At 69.5% G+C, this 17181-nt stretch carries 16 protein-coding genes, 2 tRNA genes and 1 riboswitch; of the genes, 8 read left to right on the top strand and 10 right to left on the bottom strand.

Features of this window, described 5'->3' with window-relative positions:
* Positions 1–101: 101 nt before the first annotated feature.
* Together AYO52_RS16590 and AYO52_RS16585 are read left to right on the top strand one after the other, a co-directional pair.
* Complete coding sequence (locus tag AYO52_RS16590; RefSeq protein WP_156523660.1) at positions 102–1334, top strand: Ig-like domain-containing protein; 1233 nt, start codon at positions 102–104, stop codon at positions 1332–1334.
* A 4-nt stretch (positions 1335–1338) separates the two neighbouring features.
* Positions 1339–1551: a hypothetical protein gene (locus tag AYO52_RS16585; protein ID WP_067719850.1), complete on the top strand. Its 213-nt coding sequence runs from the start codon at positions 1339–1341 to the stop codon at positions 1549–1551.
* Between the two features lie 107 nt (positions 1552–1658).
* Here the strand turns inward: AYO52_RS16585 and AYO52_RS16580 are convergent, their stop codons facing one another.
* Positions 1659–2903, bottom strand: a complete 1245-nt coding sequence (locus AYO52_RS16580; protein ID WP_067719849.1) for a cation:proton antiporter — start codon at positions 2901–2903, stop codon at positions 1659–1661.
* A gap of 126 nt (positions 2904–3029) precedes the next feature.
* On the opposite strand from AYO52_RS16580, the gene AYO52_RS16575 reads away from it, so the two are divergent.
* Together AYO52_RS16575 and AYO52_RS16570 are read left to right on the top strand one after the other, a co-directional pair.
* Positions 3030–4016 (top strand): DUF2804 domain-containing protein, encoded by a 987-nt coding sequence (locus AYO52_RS16575; protein WP_067719848.1) that lies wholly within the window; start codon positions 3030–3032, stop codon positions 4014–4016.
* A gap of 73 nt (positions 4017–4089) precedes the next feature.
* Positions 4090–4947: a hypothetical protein gene (locus tag AYO52_RS16570; protein ID WP_253702266.1), complete on the top strand. Its 858-nt coding sequence runs from the start codon at positions 4090–4092 to the stop codon at positions 4945–4947.
* A gap of 120 nt (positions 4948–5067) precedes the next feature.
* Here the strand turns inward: AYO52_RS16570 and AYO52_RS16565 are convergent.
* The 3 genes from AYO52_RS16565 to cmrA form a co-directional block, all read right to left on the bottom strand.
* Positions 5068–5140 (bottom strand) — tRNA-His (locus tag AYO52_RS16565).
* Positions 5141–5238: 98 nt separating this feature from the next.
* Positions 5239–5907 (bottom strand): oligoribonuclease, encoded by a 669-nt coding sequence (gene orn, locus AYO52_RS16560; protein ID WP_082924109.1) that lies wholly within the window; start codon positions 5905–5907, stop codon positions 5239–5241.
* 45 nt (positions 5908–5952) lie between these two features.
* The gene (gene cmrA / locus AYO52_RS16555; protein WP_067719846.1) at positions 5953–6774 is read right to left on the bottom strand and encodes a mycolate reductase; all 822 of its coding nucleotides are present in this window, start codon (positions 6772–6774) and stop codon (positions 5953–5955) included.
* Positions 6775–6981: 207 nt separating this feature from the next.
* Between cmrA and AYO52_RS16550 the strand changes: the two genes are divergently transcribed.
* The gene (locus AYO52_RS16550; RefSeq protein WP_082924108.1) at positions 6982–8301 is read left to right on the top strand and encodes an MFS transporter; all 1320 of its coding nucleotides are present in this window, start codon (positions 6982–6984) and stop codon (positions 8299–8301) included.
* 18 nt (positions 8302–8319) lie between these two features.
* Here AYO52_RS16550 and AYO52_RS16545 read toward each other — a convergent pair whose 3' ends face one another.
* A complete protein-coding gene (locus tag AYO52_RS16545; RefSeq protein WP_067719844.1) occupies positions 8320–8997 on the bottom strand; it encodes an HAD family hydrolase in 678 nt (225 codons plus the stop codon).
* Between the two features lie 133 nt (positions 8998–9130).
* Between AYO52_RS16545 and AYO52_RS16540 the strand changes: the two genes are divergently transcribed.
* Positions 9131–10120 carry a TIGR03557 family F420-dependent LLM class oxidoreductase gene (locus AYO52_RS16540; RefSeq protein WP_067719842.1) on the top strand — a complete coding sequence of 330 codons (990 nt, stop codon included), beginning with the start codon at positions 9131–9133 and terminating at the stop codon, positions 10118–10120.
* A 78-nt stretch (positions 10121–10198) separates the two neighbouring features.
* On the opposite strand, the gene AYO52_RS16535 is transcribed toward AYO52_RS16540, so the two are convergent.
* Positions 10199–10828 (bottom strand): isochorismatase family protein, encoded by a 630-nt coding sequence (locus AYO52_RS16535; RefSeq protein WP_067719829.1) that lies wholly within the window; start codon positions 10826–10828, stop codon positions 10199–10201.
* 118 nt (positions 10829–10946) lie between these two features.
* Here AYO52_RS16535 and AYO52_RS16530 point away from each other — a divergent pair, with 118 nt between their 5' ends.
* Positions 10947–11900, top strand: coding sequence for a GlxA family transcriptional regulator (locus AYO52_RS16530; protein ID WP_067719826.1), 954 nt, complete (start codon positions 10947–10949; stop codon positions 11898–11900).
* A gap of 119 nt (positions 11901–12019) precedes the next feature.
* On the opposite strand, the gene AYO52_RS16525 is transcribed toward AYO52_RS16530, so the two are convergent.
* The 4 genes from AYO52_RS16525 to AYO52_RS16510 all read right to left on the bottom strand — a co-directional run bounded on the left by AYO52_RS16525 (position 12020) and on the right by AYO52_RS16510 (position 14994).
* The gene (locus AYO52_RS16525) at positions 12020–13090 is read right to left on the bottom strand and encodes an ABC transporter substrate-binding protein (protein WP_067719823.1); all 1071 of its coding nucleotides are present in this window, start codon (positions 13088–13090) and stop codon (positions 12020–12022) included.
* A complete protein-coding gene (locus AYO52_RS16520; protein ID WP_067719816.1) occupies positions 13087–13866 on the bottom strand; it encodes an ABC transporter permease in 780 nt (259 codons plus the stop codon). Before AYO52_RS16520 ends, AYO52_RS16525 begins: the two co-directional genes overlap by 4 nt.
* Positions 13863–14636, bottom strand: a complete 774-nt coding sequence (locus AYO52_RS16515) for an ABC transporter ATP-binding protein (RefSeq protein WP_253702263.1) — start codon at positions 14634–14636, stop codon at positions 13863–13865. Before AYO52_RS16515 ends, AYO52_RS16520 begins: the two co-directional genes overlap by 4 nt.
* Before the next feature lie 48 nt (positions 14637–14684).
* Positions 14685–14782: riboswitch (TPP riboswitch) on the bottom strand.
* Between the two features lie 139 nt (positions 14783–14921).
* A tRNA-Arg gene (locus AYO52_RS16510) sits at positions 14922–14994 on the bottom strand.
* Positions 14995–15103: 109 nt separating this feature from the next.
* Here AYO52_RS16510 and AYO52_RS16505 point away from each other — a divergent pair.
* Positions 15104–17134, top strand: a complete 2031-nt coding sequence (locus tag AYO52_RS16505; protein WP_082924118.1) for a cytochrome c oxidase assembly protein — start codon at positions 15104–15106, stop codon at positions 17132–17134.
* The last annotated feature ends 47 nt before the right edge of the window (positions 17135–17181 follow it).

Genomic DNA, 17181 nt, shown 5'->3' with positions numbered 1-17181 from the left:
GTTTCGATATGGAGTGCGGCCATGTGACCAGGCATACTGGAGGGGACATCTTCTCGGCCGCGGCTGCGTCCGGGGGGAAGCGCACGTCGGAAGGGGCATCAGTGAACGTGAGCACAACGGATCGGACGGGGCGGCGAGCGACCGGAATCTGGTCGAAGGCCCGCCTCGGACTGGCCGTGGCGTTCACGGGGACGCTCCTGCTCACCGGCTGCACCATCGGCGACGGCGGTGCGCAGGACACCCAGGTTGCCGAGGCACCGGCGGAGCCCTCCGCCGTGATCGACCTGTCGGTGGCGGAGGGTTCCACCGACGCCAACCCGGTCGAGCCCATCGTGCTCACCGCGACGGACGGCCGGTTCGATTCGGTGGTGATGCGCAATCCCGAGGGCCTCCAGGTCGAGGGCGAGTTCAACCCCGAGTTCACCGAGTGGCGCACCACCGAGGAGCTCGGCTACGGCCGCCAGTACACGCTGGAGTCGACCGCCACGGACGAGGCCGGCCTGGTCACCCGGAGGAACGCCAGCTTCAGCACGCTGACGCCCACCATCATGACGGCGGCCTACCTGACCACGGGTGAGGGATCCGTGGTGGGCATCGGACAGCCGGTCGCGGTGATGTTCGACGAGCCGATCGCGGACCGTCGGGCGGCTCAGGACAACATCCACATCACGACCGAGCCCGCGGTCGAGGGCGCGTTCTACTGGGTCTCCGACCAGGAGGTCCGCTGGCGTCCGGCCGAGTACTGGGCGCCCGGCACCAAGATCGACGTCCACGTCGACATCTACGGCCAGGACCTCGGCGGCGGGATGTACGGCCAGCAGGACGCCCAGAGCAGCTTCGAGATCGGCGACGCCGTGATCTCCCGGGTGGACGACTCGACCAAGCAGATCGTCATCGAGCGCAACGGCGAGGTCGTCAAGACCATGCCCACCTCGATGGGCAAGGCCGCCACCCCGACCCCCAACGGGGTCTACGTCATCGGTGAGAAGCACGCCTCGATGATCATGGACTCGTCGACGTACGGCGTGGCCGTGGACTCGGCCGAGGGGTATCGCACCCCGGTGCAGTACGCGACCCGGATGTCGTACAGCGGCATCTTCGTCCACGCCGCGCCGTGGTCGGTCTGGGCGCAGGGAAGCCAGAACACGAGCCACGGCTGCCTCAACGTCACTACGGCGGACGCGAAGTGGTTCTACGACAACGCCAAGCGCGGCGACATCTTCGAGGTCACCGGCACGGTGGGCGACACGCTGCCGGGCTGGGACGGCCTGGGCGACTGGAACGTCCCGTGGGAGACCTGGAAGGCCGGTAACGCCGAGCAGGGCGCGGCCTGAGCCCATGGACTCCTCTCGGCTGGGCTTGTGGATCGGCATCGGGATGGGGATCGGCGTGGCGTTCGGTGCCGCGCTGGACAACATCGGGCTGGGCGTGGCCCTGGGCCCGTCGGTCGGGGTCATGATCTGGGCGGTGGAGGCCGCCCATCGCGAGTCGCGCGGCCCGGATGGTGACGAGCTCGACGCGGGGACCGGCGACAGCCGGGACCTCGAGTAGAACCCCCGGGTGACCGGCGGGCCCCGAGTGCAGTGGTGAGAACCCCGAGGCAGGGGTGAGAACCCCGTGGCGGGGGTGAGAACCCCGTGGCGGGGTTCAGGACGACTTCAGGACGACGACGACGACGAGGTGGGCGACCTCGGATCGCGCTCTGCGGCCGCCCGGAACAGCGCGCGTCCGGGTGCGGCGGTGAGGCCGTGCGCGACGGTACTGGCCACGACGATCAGCGTGCCCGCGCCGAGCAAGACCGGGTCCGCACCCACGCGGGAGGCCTCCTCCGTCAGGTAGAAGACCGCCGCGACGCCGACGGGCCCGAACCAGCCGAGGTAGGCGGCGCCGCGCGGCTTCAGCCCCAGCGGCTTCATCACGGCGAGGATCAGCGGCGGCCTGCGTAGCAGCAGCACCGCGGCCGTGAGCCACACCGCCCCCCATCCGAGGCGGCCCCACTCGGTCCAAGGGATCATCGCGCCGAGAGCGACGAAGAAGGGGATCACGGCGAACTGGTTGACGGCCTCGTCGATCTCCACCTCGGTCCGGCGTTCGCCGCCGGAGCTGGTGACGTTGAACGCGAGTCCGGCGACGAACGCGCCGAAGATGCCGTTGACCCCGATGATGCCCGCCACTCCCAGGACGAGCAGCGCCAGGAGGAGCGTGTACAGCAGAATCGGCCCGGTCTCGGTGTCGTGGTGTCGTTCCGAGAAGTGCAGCGCCTTGGCGGCCGCCACGCCCGCGATGATCCCCACGACGAGGGCGCCCGCGATCTGCCAGGCGGCCTCACCGGCCGCCTGCCCGGCAGTGAGCGGGGTGGCGACCGCCAGGGCGACCAGGACGAGTGGGAGGGCGAGCCCGTCGTTCGCGCCCGATTCGAGCGACAGAAGCTGACGGTCGTGCTCCGGCAGGTCCTCCTCGGCCTCCTCTCCGGTGACGACGCTCGACGCGAGGACGGGGTCGGTGGGGCAGATGGCGGTTCCGAACAGCAGGGCGAGTGCGAAGGGGATGCCGAGCACCCACATCGCCAGCCCGGTTGAGACGAGCGCCATCCCGGGCAGGACGAGCACCAGCAGCAACGCGAGTCGACGCCAGTGCGTCCTGATCGCTGAGAAGGGGTACCGCAGGGCCACGCCCATCACCGAGATGGCCAGGAGGATCTCCGCGCCGTGGTGGAGGGTCGAGTGCTCGGCCACGATGTCGGGCACGTCGAACACCCCGAGGACTGCCGGCCCCAGGACGATCCCGGCGACGAGCGCGAGCAGTGGCTCCGTCACGGGCCACTGGCGTAGTCGCGCGGAGAAGGCCACGATCACCACCCCGAGCGCCCCGACGATCGCCAGCAACACATCGAGCGTGGACAACGGTTCCTCCCCGGGTCAGTCGGATCACCCCGCACCATAGGAGAGCCCGGGCGCTTCCGCATCCGTGCCCTCCGCCCGCGGCGGCCCCTCGCCCGCCGCGGCGCGGGCACCTGGAAGAGTGATCCCATGACCGAGCGCGAGATCACCCGGCCCGTCGACCTGGCCCGCGGCCGCCGGCTCAACCCGGAGGCGGTGGGCTGGTCCCGGGCGCCCGTGCACCGCACGCGTATCGCCGGCTGGGGTCGCACCAAGCGCTGGGAGTACTGGGGGATCGTCACCGACCGTTTCGTGGTGGGGCTGACGGTGGCAGGTCTGGACTACCTGGCCAACTGCGCGGTTTACGTCCTGGACCGCCGGACGGGCGAGGAGACGACCCGCAGCGGCATCCGGCCCCTGCACCGGCCCCGCTTCGGCGACGACCCCGGTGACGGGAGCCTGCGCGCCGCGGCCGGCGTGGGTGCGGGGCGCGTGGGGATCGAGGTCGACGACGACGAGGGTCGCACCTCCATCCGTGCGCAGGCGCGGGGACTGCAGGTGAGCCTGGAGGTCACCCGGCCCGGACACGACAGTCTCGCGGTGGTGGTGCCGTGGAGTGAGCGCCGGTTCCAGTACACGCTCAAGGATCTCGCCAATCCCGTCACCGGCACGGTGACCCTCGACGGCGCGACGCACGAGCTCGGCACGGGGTGGGCGGTCCTGGACCGCGGGCGTGGCCGCTGGCGCTACGCCACCACCTGGAACTGGGGCGCCGGCAGTGGGGTGGTGGACGGTTCGACGCGCGCGATCCAGGTCGGTGGGAAGTGGACGGACGGCACCGGGTCCACCGAGAACGGGATCCTGGTGGACGGCCGGATGCACAAGCTCGGCGAGGACCTGCGGTGGAGCTACGACCTCACGGATCCGGCGGGGCCCTGGCGGGTGCGGGGCGAGCGCCTCGACGCGACGCTCACGCCGTTCCATCTGCGCCGCGACATCACCGAGCTCGGTGTGCTGGCGGTGAAGACGCACCAGGCGTTCGGCGTCTGGAACGGTACCGGGGTGCTGGACGACGGGTCGCAGGTCTCGCTCGACGGGCTGGTCGGCTGGGCCGAGCAGTCCCGCAACCGCTGGTAACGCTCTGCTTTGGTCCTGATGTCATCGGCGTTTCAGCGTGGTACGAATAGATTTCCTCGACGTAAGGCTGCTCATGCGCTCGATCCTCGCGATTGCCGCCGTGGCACTTCTTGCCCTTGCTGGATGTTCCAGCCCGAGTGCCGAGCCCGAAGCCACGCAGACCACAGAGGTGATCACCACCGCTCCAGTTGAGCCCACCGAGACCTCGATCGCGCTAGGTGAGCCGTTCACCATCAACGGTCCGAACTACACCGCGGACGTCACGATCGAGCGCGTCTACCTTCCCGCACAGTGCGGCGATTACCCGAACACCAATATCGCCCTCGAAGTAGACGTGGAAGTCGTGACCGGAGACGGAACGAGGGAAGTGTTGAACACGGGGACCATTCGCGAACGGGATCCGGACGGGTACATCACGCGGGATCGGACGGTGTCGACTACCTGTGGGGACATTGAGGAGTTGGATGCGCGGGACGTACAGAGTGGTGACAAGTTCCGTGGGGTGCGGTGGCTCCACGACGACGTCAACCCTGAATCGGAGATCCTGATAAACACCCCGACACCGCAGGGCGACCCGATCGCTGAAGTCTTCGTCCTCGACCTTGCTGAGATTGACATACAGTCGGCGTCATCGACCCCTGATCCGCCGGCAGCGCCTGTACCTCCAGCAGCAGCACCTGCTCAGTCATCCCCGGCTGCTGCTGCCGAACCGTACGTCGTTGAATGCCTCTTCGGTACTCCTGGGCCGTCCCGGATGTCGGACGGGACGATTCAGAGCACCGATTACTGCGCCAATCAGCCGGGCGCAGCCGAGAGCCGGTACTTGGAGGGGAACTGTTCAGATATGGCGTGGCGGCAGGGGATGGGTCTTGAGGGTGATCGCCTCTGCGGATCGTCTCTCTTCGAGGACGGCACCCTGGGCGGCAACTAGGTTCGAAACGACGAGAAGCCGCCCCGCCAAGCTAGGTGGGGGCGGCTCCTTCAATTCTTGCGGCGAAAGGCGAATGGCGGGTGACTCGCACGAAGTGCGCGTCACCCGCCATTCAGTCGGGGTGGCTGACGGGGCTCGAACCCGCGACATCCAGAATCACAATCTGGTGCTCTACCAGCTGAACTACAGCCACCACCGCCGTCCTTGCGGACAGCGCTGACGACTTTACCCCGTGGGCCCCGTCGCCGAGAAATCCGCAGGTGGAGTCAGTAGCCGCGACCCGGGCGGGGGTCAGTCCACCGGGGGCAGATCGGCGGCGGCCTGCTTCACCTCGTCGCTGGTCGGGCCGGGCTGGGGCACGAACGCGGTGGCCCGGTAGTACGCGAGCTCGCGGATGGATTCCTTGATGTCCGCCAGGGCCCGGTGCGACATGCCCTTCTCCGGCTGGCCGAAGTAGATGCGCGGGTACCAGCGGCGGCACAGTTCCTTGATGGAGCTGACGTCGATCATCCGGTAGTGCAGGTACGAGTTGAGCTCGGGCATGTCCCGGGCGAGGAACCCGCGGTCTGTGCCGATCGAGTTGCCCGCCAGGGGAGCGGACCCCGCCACCGGGACCCACTCGCGGATGTAGGCGAGAACCCGCTCCTCGGCCTCGGCGACCGTCACCGTGGACTCGCGGATCTCCTCGGTGAGGCCGGAGGAGGCGTGCATGTCGCGTACGACCGGCACCATCTCGTCGAGCTCGGTGTCGGGGGCGTGGATGACGATGTCGATCCCGTCGCCGAGCACGTTGAGCTCGGAGTCGGTCACCAGCGCGGCGATCTCCACGAGCGCGTCGGACTTGATGTCGAGGCCGGTCATCTCGCAGTCGATCCAGACGATGCGGTCGTTCTTGGACTCCTGGTGGGGCGTCGGCGAGGACGTGGGGGCAGGGGTCTCGGCGAAGGTCGGCTCTGGCATCACTCGACTATATCGCCGCAGGATCGCGGCCCCCGCGCCGGACGATCAGGCCCCGCCCTGCTGCCCTTCGCCGAGCTTGGCGTAGAACTTTCCGACGATCGGCGCCATGATGCCGCGCGGGGTGTAGTTCCCGGCCACGGACATGGCCTGGCTCAGCGGGCCGGGGACGATGCGCATCTTGTTGCGGGCGAGCGCGTCCAGTGAGACGCGGGCGGTGTACTCGGTGTCCACCCAGAGCCGGTCGGGGACGAGGCGGTCGACGAAGGTCTTCTCCTCCTCGGCGATCTCCTCGGTGCGCACCGGGCCGGGCGCCAGCAGCGTGACGGTGACGCCGGAGCCCTTGAGCTCGCCCCGCAGCGACTCGGAGAACGTGTTGAGGAACGCCTTGGACGCGGCGTAGGTGGCGTTGTTGGGGATCGGCATGTTGCCGGCCGCGGAGCCGACGTTGAGGATCGCCCCGGAGCGCCGCTCGACCATCCCGGGCAGCACCGCCAGCACCAGGTCGTGGCACGCCACGGCGTTGACCTGCACCTGGTGCTTCTCGTACTGCGGGTCCAGCGAGGCGACGGGGCCGAAGGTGGCGATGCCGGCGTTGTTGCACAGGATCGAGATCTCGCGTCCTGCCAGCTCGTCCAGTAGCGGCTGTCGTGCGGCGGGGTCGGCGAGGTCGCACGCGCGGACCTCCACGGTCACGCCGAACTCGCCCTCGAGCCGGGCGGCCAGCTCCTGCAACACGGCCTCGCGTCGGGCCACCACGATCAGAGAGTGCCCACGCCGGGCGAGTTCGGTGGCCAGGGCCATGCCGATCCCCGAGGAGGCGCCGGTGACGACTGCTCGGTTCGACGCGGTGGGCGTGGGCAGGGACATAGGGCTCCTCGGGTCTTCCACTCGGCTCGCCCGCGTACGGCGGGTGTGGCAGCGCTGACCTTACCCGCGTGCCGCCCTCCGGAGCGTGGTGGAGGTCCTAGCCTGATCGGCGTGAGCAGCATCGGAACACCGCCCCCGTCAGCGACCACCTCGTCGTCGTCACCATCGCGCCGTGGCGTCGCCCGCGGGCAGGTCCTGGCGTGGGGGATGTGGGACTGGGGGTCGGCGGCGTTCAACGCGGTGATCGTCACCTTCGTGTTCTCCGTCTACCTGACCGACTCGGTGGGCGCGGATCTCGACGGGCCGTTCTCGGCGGCCACGTGGCTGTCGATCTCCATCGCCGTGGCCGGGCTGGTCATCGCGCTCACCGCGCCGGTGATGGGGCAGCGCGCCGACCGCGGGGGCCGGCGTCGCCGCGCGCTGGGCCTCTGGACCTACGCGACGGTGCTGCTCACGGCGCTGATGTTCCTCGTCGACTCCGACGCGCCGTACCCGTGGTTCTTCGTCGGTCTGGCGCTGCTGGCGGTCGGGTCGATCACGTTCGAGTTCGCCGAGGTCGCGTACTTCGCGATGCTGCGCCAGGTCTCCACGCCGTCCACCGTCGGCCGCGTGTCCGGCTTCGGCTGGGCGATGGGGTACTTCGGCGGGATCTTCCTGCTGCTCGCGGCGTTCGTCGGCTTCATCTACGGCGACGGCCCCGTGCGCGGGGTGTTCGGCATCACCACCGACGGTGGCCTCAACGTGCGACTGGTCTGCCTCGTCGCCGCCGTGTGGTTCGCACTCTTCGCGCTGCCGGTGCTGCGGTCGGTGCCCGAGCACCGCCCGGGGGCGGGGAGGAGCGACGACGACGCCCTCGACAGCGACGACGACGAGCCCGGCTTCCTCGAGTCGTACCGCATCCTCTGGCGCGACCTCAAGGCTCTCTGGCGGCGGGATCCGCGGACCGTGAGGTTCCTCCTCGCGAGCGCGATCTTCCGGGACGGGCTGGCGGGGGTGTTCACCTTCGGGGCGATCCTGGCCGTGACGGTCTACGGACTCGCCCCGGGGGACGTCCTGATCTTCGGCGTCGCGGCCAACGTGGTCGCGGCGCTGGGGGCGGCGGTCGCGGGACTGATCGACGACACGGTGGGACCCAAGGCCGTGATCATCGGGTCGCTGGTGGCGATGATCGCGACCATGACCGTCCTGCTGGTCGTGGACGGCACGGGCATGTTCTGGATCTTCGGGCTGCTGATGTGCCTGTTCGTGGGGCCCGCGCAGTCCGCGTCCCGGTCGTTCCTGGCCAGGCTCGCCCCGCCCGGCGGCGACGGCCAGATGTTCGGCCTCTACGCCACCACCGGCCGTGCGGTCTCGTTCCTCGCGCCGGCGCTGTTCGGGCTGTTCACGTGGGCCTTCTCCGCGGACCGCGCGGGCATCGCCGGGATAGGGCTGGTGCTGCTGGTGGGGCTGCTCCTGCTGCTGCCGGTGCGCACCCCGAGCCGCGCCGAGGCGGAGAGCACCTGGGAGGACGCGGAGCCCGCACGCTGAAAGGGCCGGGGAGTGCGGTCAGAGCCGGCCGGCGTTCAGCAGGTCCAGCACCGCGGCGGCGTCGTCGACGATCTCCGAGAACCCGGCGGCGCGGAACTCCGAGTCGCCGATGCCGCCCGTGCGCACCGCGACCGAACGTATGCCCAGCTTGGTCGCCGCGATCGCGTCCCAGGTCGCGTCGCCGACCATGACGGCATCCGCGGCGTCGACACCGGAGCGCTCCAGGGCGATCTCGACGATCGTGGGATCGGGCTTGGCCCGGTCGACGTCCTCACCGGTCGTCACGGCGTCCACGTAGTCGTCGATGTCGAGCAACTCGCGGGCCTCGGCGAACTCCGACGGCGGCGCGGACGTGGCCAGCACAGTGATCCACCCCTGCTCCTTGGCGCCGCGCACGAGGTCGCGGGCACCGGGGAGCACCCGCAGCGACTCGGCCTGTTCGGCGTAGTACTCACCGTGCAGGTCCTTGGCCCGGCCCGCGATGCTCTCGCGCTCCTCGTCGTCGTCGATCCCCGCGATATCGAGCAGCTCCTCCACGATCGTCGAACCGTCCTTGCCGATCCGACGGTGGACGTCCACGAACGGCACCGGCGCACCGGCCTCGGCGAGAGCGCGGACCCAGGTCCAGACATGCACGTAGGTCGAATCCACGAGAGTGCCGTCGACGTCGAGGAGAAGAGCGCGCTGGGTAGTCATGTGTTCGACGGTGCCGCGCCCCGGGCCGGGCGGCAACCGCTTGGGGGTGTAGGGAGCCAGGCACGTGCGGCGGCGTCGATCCGACGCGGGGACCGGTGGCATCGCGGGACGGCCGCGCGCACGATCGATAGGCATGACGCGATTCGGATACACCCTCATGACCGAACAGTCCGGCCCCAAGGAACTCGTGCGCTACGCGGCCAAGGCCGAGCAGGCGGGGTTCGACTTCGAGGTGGCCTCGGACCACTACTTCCCCTGGCTCAGCTCGCAGGGGCACGCGCCGTACGTGTGGAGCGTGCTCGGGGCGGTCGCGCACGTCACCGAACGGGTCGACCTGTGCACCTACGTGACCTGCCCGATCCTGCGCTACCACCCGGCCGTGGTGGCGCAGAAGGCCGCGACGATGCAGATCATGTCCGACGGCCGGTTCATGCTCGGCATCGGCGCGGGGGAGAACCTCAACGAGCACGTCGTGGGGCAGCGCTGGCCGTCGGTGGACGAGCGCCACGAGATGACCGTCGAGGCGCTGGAGATCATCCGCGAACTGTTCGACGGCGGGTTGGTCACCTACTCGGGCGAGCACTTCCGCGTGGACTCCGCCCGACTGTGGGACCTACCCGATAAGCGCGTGCCGATCGGCGTGGCCGCCGGCGGCGAGAAGGCCCTCGCGCACCTCGGACCGCTGGGCGACCACCTCATCGCCACCGAGCCCGAGAGCAGCTACATCGAGAAGTGGAACGGCCTCGAGGGCCAGACCCGGATCGGTGACGGCGCCCGCGCGATCGCACAGATCCCCATCAGCTGGGACCCCGACTCGGAGTCCGCCGCCGTCGAGCGCGCGCACGACCAGTTCCGGTGGTTCGCCGGCGGGTGGGCCATGAACTCCGACCTGCCCACCACCGCCGGGTTCGCCGCCGCCACCCAGTTCATCCGCCCCGAGGACGTGGGGGAGCAGCTGGCGTGCGGGCCCGACCTCGACGCGATCGTCGAGAAGGTGCGGCCCTACTGGGAGGCCGGGTACACCGACATCGCGCTGATCCAGATCGGCGACTCCACCCTCGACCGGTTCCTCGAGGAGGCCGCCGAGCCGCTGCTGGCGCGGCTGCGGGAGGCCGCGGGCTGATCGCGGGGCCACGCAGTGGCTGTCCGGCCGCCCGGGGCGAGTGCCTCGGTCGGCCGGGCCCTTCGCGACGTCCCGCGGTCAGTGCTCGGCGCGGCCCTGCATGGCGGAACTGCCCAGATCGCTGCCGGTGAGCTCGGCCCCAGACGAGACGGACTCGACCCAGGCGTCGGTCGTGGCGACCGCGGCGAGATTCGAGTTGAGCACTGCCATCAGCGTCTCGTGGACCTGCTGTGCCGGGACCGACCCGGCGGAGTTGGAGATGTGGATCGCACCGGTGGCGTCGGAGAGGACCTCCACGGCGATGCCCAGCGGTTCCGCGGTCACGGCGGTGCCGAGAATGCAGTTGTTGGTCATGTAGCCGACGAGCGTCACCCGGTCGACGCCCTGCTCCCGAAGCGAGTCGACCAGCCCGGTGCCGTCGAAGACGCTGGCATAACTCTTGGTCACGCGCTTCCACTGCGGCTGGAGGCGGCTCTCGAGGTCCGCGTGCAGGGACCACCCGGCGCTGCCGTTCGCGAACACCGGAGCGCCCTCCGGCAGGTCGTGCTGGACGACCACCACGGGCATGCCGGCCTCGCTCGCCGCGTCGACCGCACGGACGATCTGGGCGAGCGACTCGTCACGGGGTGGGTACTGGATCTCGAGCGGACCGTCGAAGTACTCCTGCTGTACGTCGACGACGATCAACGCGCGATTCTGCGAACTCATGTGGATCCTCCGGATAGGCGGTACGGCCGGGAACTCGGCCGTTACCCCGATCCTCGCGGACCGACCGCGCTACCGTGAGTGGCACAAAGGAACACTTTCGATGGAAATGGGCCAATCTGTGCGTATCGCCGTTCACGTGTTCGACGGCATCACGATGTTCCACCTCGCGGCGCCCCTCCTCGTCTTCGGCGAGGTGACCCGGCTCGGACTCGCGGACGGGTGGCAGGTCGACACCTGGAGCACAGACGGCGGAGACGTCCACACCGCCGAGGGGATCGTGCTCGGCGACCTCGACGGGCCCGCGACGGCGGAGCAGGCCGACATACTGGTTTTCCCCTCATGGTCTCCGGAACTCCCCGACCGGGATCCGTGCCTGTTATCGATCGTGCGTGGCGCCCATTCCCGGGGCAGCCTGGTGGCGGGGTTGTGCCTCGGTGCCTATCCCGTGGTCGCGAGCGGAGTGCTGGACGGTCGTACCGTCGTCACCCACTGGGAGGGTGCGGCGGAGCTCGCCCTGCGGTACCCGGCGGTCGACGTCCGCTCGTCCGACCTGTACATCGACCACGGGGATGTGATCACCTCCGCGGGGACGGCCGCCTCGCTCGACGCGTGCGTCCACATCGTCCGATCCCGGCTCGGTGCCGCGAAGGCCGCCGTGCTGGCCCGCCGGATCGTGGTGGCGCCGCACCGCGAGGGTGACCAGGCGCAGTACGTGGAACTGCCGGTGCCCGACGGGGGAGACGACGGGGAGATCAGGGAGACGATCGACTGGGCCCTGGCCAATCTCGACCGGCCGCTCTCGGTGGACGACCTCGCCGGACACGCCTGCATGAGCAGACGCAGCTTCGCCCGGAAGTTCCGCGCGACCACCGGCACGAGCCCCGCGCGATGGGTGCTGTCGCGTCGGCTCGACCACGCGCGGACGCTGCTCGAGACCACGACCCGCTCGATCGAGGACATCGCCCGCGACTGTGGGTTCGGCAGCGCGGTGACGTTCCGGCAGAACTTCGACAGGAAGTACTCGACGACACCGTCGTCCTACCGCGCCCGGTTCGGGGAGGCGCAGGAGTGAGTTCCACCAGGCCCGTCGCCCCGGACCATGCGGACGCGTCCCGACCGGTAGGAACGGCGCCTGCCCGGTGCGGAACGCGGCCGCAGACGTCATGGCCACGATCTGTGTGACCAGACCATCTAGCCGCCGGACAGGGGCAGGTAGTCGTTGGTCATGGCCGCGGCGCCGTCGACCTCGGTCTCCAGCAGTCCGTTGCCATGCATCCACGACGCGTAGGCCGCCCAGTCCCGGGCTGTCTGCCGCCCGAAATCCTCCTCGGGTAGAAGCGCCAGCGTGGCGTCGATCATCTTCTCTAGCATGTCGGGCTCGTAGGAGCCCTCGGTCACCGGGGTGAGGGACTCGAGGGCAATCCGGCGGTCCGCCAACGCGGCCTGCTGCCCGGCCTCGGTTCCGGTGAGGAAGTCGCCCACGCGCTCGGCATAGTCGGCGTCGCCGGCGAGCCGGTTCGGGTTCGCGATGATCACCAATTCCGCGTAGTCGGGCACCCCGAGTTCGGTGACCGGCATGATCTCGACATCGCCCCGGGCGCCGAGTTCCACGCCTTCGATGTTGCGGAACGCCCCGAAGATCGCGTCCACCTGGTCGGTGAGCAGCGACTGGTTGAGACTCTGCTGCACATTGGGGGTGGATATCGAGTCAGGATCGATTCCGGCCTCACGGGCGATGAAGTCGAGGGTCGGTTCCTGGGAGGCCAGCCCCGACAACCCCACGGTCTTGCCCTCCAGCTCGGCTGCGGAGGTGATGCCCGACTCCGTCCTGGCGATCAGGGAGGTCAAGGACGTCGGGATCAGTGCCGCGACCGAGATCACGTCGAGTCCCTGTTCGACGGCGATGAGCGTGTCGGGCTCGTAGGAGATGGCCAGGTCGACCCGCCCCAGGGACACCTCCCGGGCGGCGTCGGCCGTGTTGGACGGCGTCGTGAACGTCACGTCCACGCCGGCGTCGGTGTAGGTGCCGGTGTGCTGCGCGGTGTACAGCGCCACATGGTCGGGATTGGGGCTCCAGTCGAGCAGAACACTGACCGGGGCGTTGTCGGTGGCTCCCGACTCGGCGGCTCCGGGCGCGGCGGTGTCCGGGGCCGCCTGACACCCGGTCAGAGCCACCGTGGCTGCGGCCGCGATCGCGAGCACGCTCACCCCGGGTCGCGAGAGAGTCCGGCGTCGGATCCTGCTGGGTCGTGTGTCCGTCATGATGGGTTCCTTTCCCCGGTGGGTGTGTTCCACGGGCAGATCAGGCGTTCGAGGATGGTCACGCTGGCGAGGAGGACGCTGGACATGATCGTCAGCACCGCCACCTGGGCAAAGACGAAATCGGTCTGGAGCCGGGGGATCGCCTGGAGCATGAGGTAGCCCAGGCCGTTGGTGGAGCCGGTGTACTCGGCGAAGACGGCGGCCACCGGCGCGAAGGTGACCGAGACGCGCAACCCGGCGAAGCCGCGAGGCGCGGCGAAGGGCAGACGCACCCGCCAGAAGAGCGACCACCTGGTGGCGTGCAGGCTCCGCAGGGTGTCGATCATTCGGGCGTCGACCGAGCGGATTCCGGAGAGGAGATTGAGGGCGACCGGGAAGAAGCACAGCAGGGCCACCACGATGACCTTCGGCGCCATGCCGTAGCCGAGGGAGATCGTCAACAGTGGGCCTATCACGATGACCGGGATGGCCTGGGAGGCGACCAGCAGGGGGGTCATGGCCTGCCCGATGGTGGGCACGAATGCGCTGACGATCACCACCGCCACCGCGACGACCACTCCGAGGACCACCCCGACGACGGTCTCCGTGGCGGTCAGCAATGTGGCCGAGCCCAGCCGGTCGGGCCAGGTGGATACGAGCGAGTCGAGCACGGCGAGGGGTGAGGGAATGACGTACTCGGGCACGAGCTCGAGCGTGGTGACCGTGATCCACGCGGCGAGGACCAGTAGGAGCGTGACGCAGGCAGGGGCGGCGGACCGGAGGAGTCGCACGGTCATCGGTCGGTTCCGCCCTCGGCGAGGTGCGATTCCCGGGCCAGAGCCTGGAGCACTTCCCGGCGAACTGTGGCGAAGTCCTCGTCCCCGAGGAGGACCTCGCGGGGCCGGTCGTCGCTGAACCAACCCGACCAGGTGCGGACCACACGCGCCGGGGCGTGGGCCTCGTCTCGTGCCAACAGGACCACGCGTTCGGCGAGGAGCAGCGCCTCATCGACGTCGTGCGTGACCATGACGAGGGTGGCCGAGGTGTGGGTGATGGTGTCGCGGAGCCACTGCTGGACCTCCGCACGGGTGATCGCGTCGAGCGCACCGAGCGGCTCGTCGGCCAGCAGCACGGGTTTGCGCGCCAGCAGAGCCCGCGCGAGAGCGGCGCGCTGGCGCATGCCCGCGCTGAGGGCTGAGGGACGGGCATCGGACCAGGCGCCCAGTCCCACACGGTCCAGCATGCGCTGGGCCTCGGATCGGGCCACGCGCCGGCGCACTCGTTGGTTGCGGAGACTGATCGCGACGTTGTCGAGCAGGGACAGCCAGGGCAACAGGCTGTCGCCCTGGGGCATCAACGCGCAGGACTCCAGGCGTCGTGCGGGCCGGCGGTCATCGAGGACGGCGGCGGTCCCGGTGGTCGGTTCGACGAGGCCGGCGATCACCGACAGCAGCGTCGACTTACCGCATCCGCTGCGTCCGACAACGGCGATGTGCTCGCCTACCGGAACGGACAGGTTGAGGTCTGCGAGAACCGGGCGGAGCGCGCCCGGATAGGTGTGTCCCAATCCATTTAACGCCACTGCCGTGGTTCCTGGGCGGCTCACGAAAGCCCATGCCAGCGCATCTGACATTCCTCCGCTCGTGTGAACGAGTTCAGGTTCAGCGGGTGTGATCTCAGCCCCGTTCGGTAGGGGCACCCCGTGTCATCGAAGCTGATCTTGCGAATCAGCTCGAAGTCCGAACGTACCACCGGCACGTCTCGGGATCTGATGTGCGTCCATGGCTGGAGCGAGGCGCGGGCGGGCCGCCGTCAGTGGAGAGCGGATTGCCGGCCCGTGTCGGCATGAGTGCGCCCCCGAGAGGATTCGAACCCCTGACCAGCCGGGTAGAAACCGGATGCTCTATCCACTGAGCTACGGAGGCCTGGCGACGCGCGCGTGGGGCGTCGCCGGGAGAATGGTAACCGATCCGGGGGGTGGGTCCGACAGTGGCGAATCGGCCCGGGGGCGCCGCGGTTCCTACGATGGTGGTCATGACGTCGTCGAAGACCGCCCCCGCCACCGCCGGGCGGTTCGGAACCCGCAACATCGTCGCCCTGGTACTGCTCCTGGCGGCGGTGGCGGCCGCGGTGGTGATCCCACTGTCGGCCATGTCCGCCGAGGTGGCGCTCGAGCTGGTGGGCGTGCCCGATCCGGGTCCGCTCACCACGGCCGGCCTCCCGGCGCTCCGGTCGATCGCCGAGCTCCTCGCCGCCGTGGCCGTGGGGGCGGCGCTGTTCGCGGCGTTCTTCACCCCGCCGCAGAAGGACAAGACCCTCGACGTCGACGGTTACCGCATGCAGCAGATCTCGTCGTGGGCGAACATCGCCTGGGCGATCGCCGCGGCACTGCTCATCCCGCTGACCCTGTCGGACGTCTCCGGGCGCACCTTCCTCCAGTCGCTCCCGCCGGACCAGTGGTTGGTCGCGATCAACCAGATCGACATCGCGTCCTCGTGGCGGTGGGCCGCGATCATCGCGCTGGTCGCCGGGATCGGGCAGCGACTCACGCTGAGCTGGCGCTGGTCGGTCATCTGGCTCGGCGTCACCGCCCTCTCGCTGCTTCCGGTCGCGGCCACGGGCCACGCCTCGGGTAGCACCGCGCACGACCTGGCCACCAACTCGCTGATCATCCACCTGTTCGGCGCCGCCTTCTACATCGGCGGGCTCGTCGCGGTGATTGCCCACACGTGGCGCGGCGGCTCGCGCGTCGCCCTGGCCCTGCGCCGCTACTCGGTGGTGGCGACGGTCGCGATCGTCGCCCTCGGGTTCACGGGCGTGATCAACGCGCTCGTCCGCCTGCACCCGGGTGACCTTCTCACCTCCACCTACGGACTGTTGGTGGTGTCCAAGGCGTTGGCGCTGTGCCTGTTGGCGCTGTTCGGTCTGGCGATCCGCCGCTGGATCATCGCCAAGATCGAGTCGACGGGGGCCAACGCGCCGGTCGACCGGCCCACGCTGCTGCGGATCATCGTGGTGGAGGCCGTCGTCATGGCCGGCACCCTGGGTCTGTCGGTCTCTCTCGGCCGCACCCCGCCGCCGGCGCCGCTGTACGTGCCCACGAGGCAGGAGGCGCTACTGGGCTTCGAGTTGCCCGGGCCCTTCTCGTTCGGAACGGTCTTCGGCACCTGGCGCTTCGACCTGGTCCTGGGGCTGGCCGCGGTGGTCCTGCTCGGCCTGTACCTCTGGGGCCTGGTGCGCCTGCGCCGCCGCGGGGACGCCTGGCCGCTGAGCCGCACCGCGTTCTGGGTGGCGGGCTGCGTGATCCTGTTCCTCACCACCAGTTCCGGCATGGGGATGTACATGATGGCCGACTTCGCCAGCCACATGGTGGGCCACATGCTCATCTCGATGCTGGTGCCGGTCCTCCTGGCGCTCGGTGGCCCGTTCACACTGGCCCTGCGCGCACTCCCGGCCGCCGGTCGCGGCAACCCTCCCGGGCCCCGCGAGTGGCTGGTGGAGTTCATCAACAACCCGCTCTCGCACTTCCTCACCCACCCGATCGTGGCGTCGGTGCAGTTCGTGGCCGGTTTCTACCTCATCTACTTCGGCGGGTTCTATCAGACGTTGGCCTCGGAGCACCTGGGCCACATGTTCATGAACGTGCACTTCCTCATCAGCGGCTACCTGTTCTACTGGGTGATCATCGGCGTGGACGCCGCGCCGCGGCACTTCTCGCCGATGTACAAGCTCATGGTCCTGCTGAGTTCGCTGCCGTTCCACGCGTTCTTCGGCATCCTGCTCATGAACACCAAGACCGTGCTGGCCGAGTCCTGGTATTCGGGCATCGGCCTGCCGTGGATCCCGGATCTGCTGCAGAGCCAGCAGGTCGGCGGTGGCGTCGCGTGGGCAGCGGGGGAGATCCCGCTGGTGATCGTCATGCTGGCCCTGGCGTGGCAGTGGTACCAGAGCGACATGCGCGAGGCGCGGCGCGGCGAGCGGCAGGCCGACCGTGATGACGATGCCGAGCTCAAGGCCTACAACGAGATGCTCCGGGAGATGTCCCGCGCCGACCGCCGGCCCTGAGACCGAACACCTCGTCGTCGTCACAGGCGCCGGTTCTCCACACCCCC

Origin of the sequence: Dietzia sp. 111N12-1 (assembly GCF_001658045.1) — a bacterium.
GTDB classification, from domain to species: domain Bacteria; phylum Actinomycetota; class Actinomycetes; order Mycobacteriales; family Mycobacteriaceae; genus Dietzia; species Dietzia kunjamensis.
This window is presented reverse-complemented; position numbering and strand designations above follow the sequence as displayed.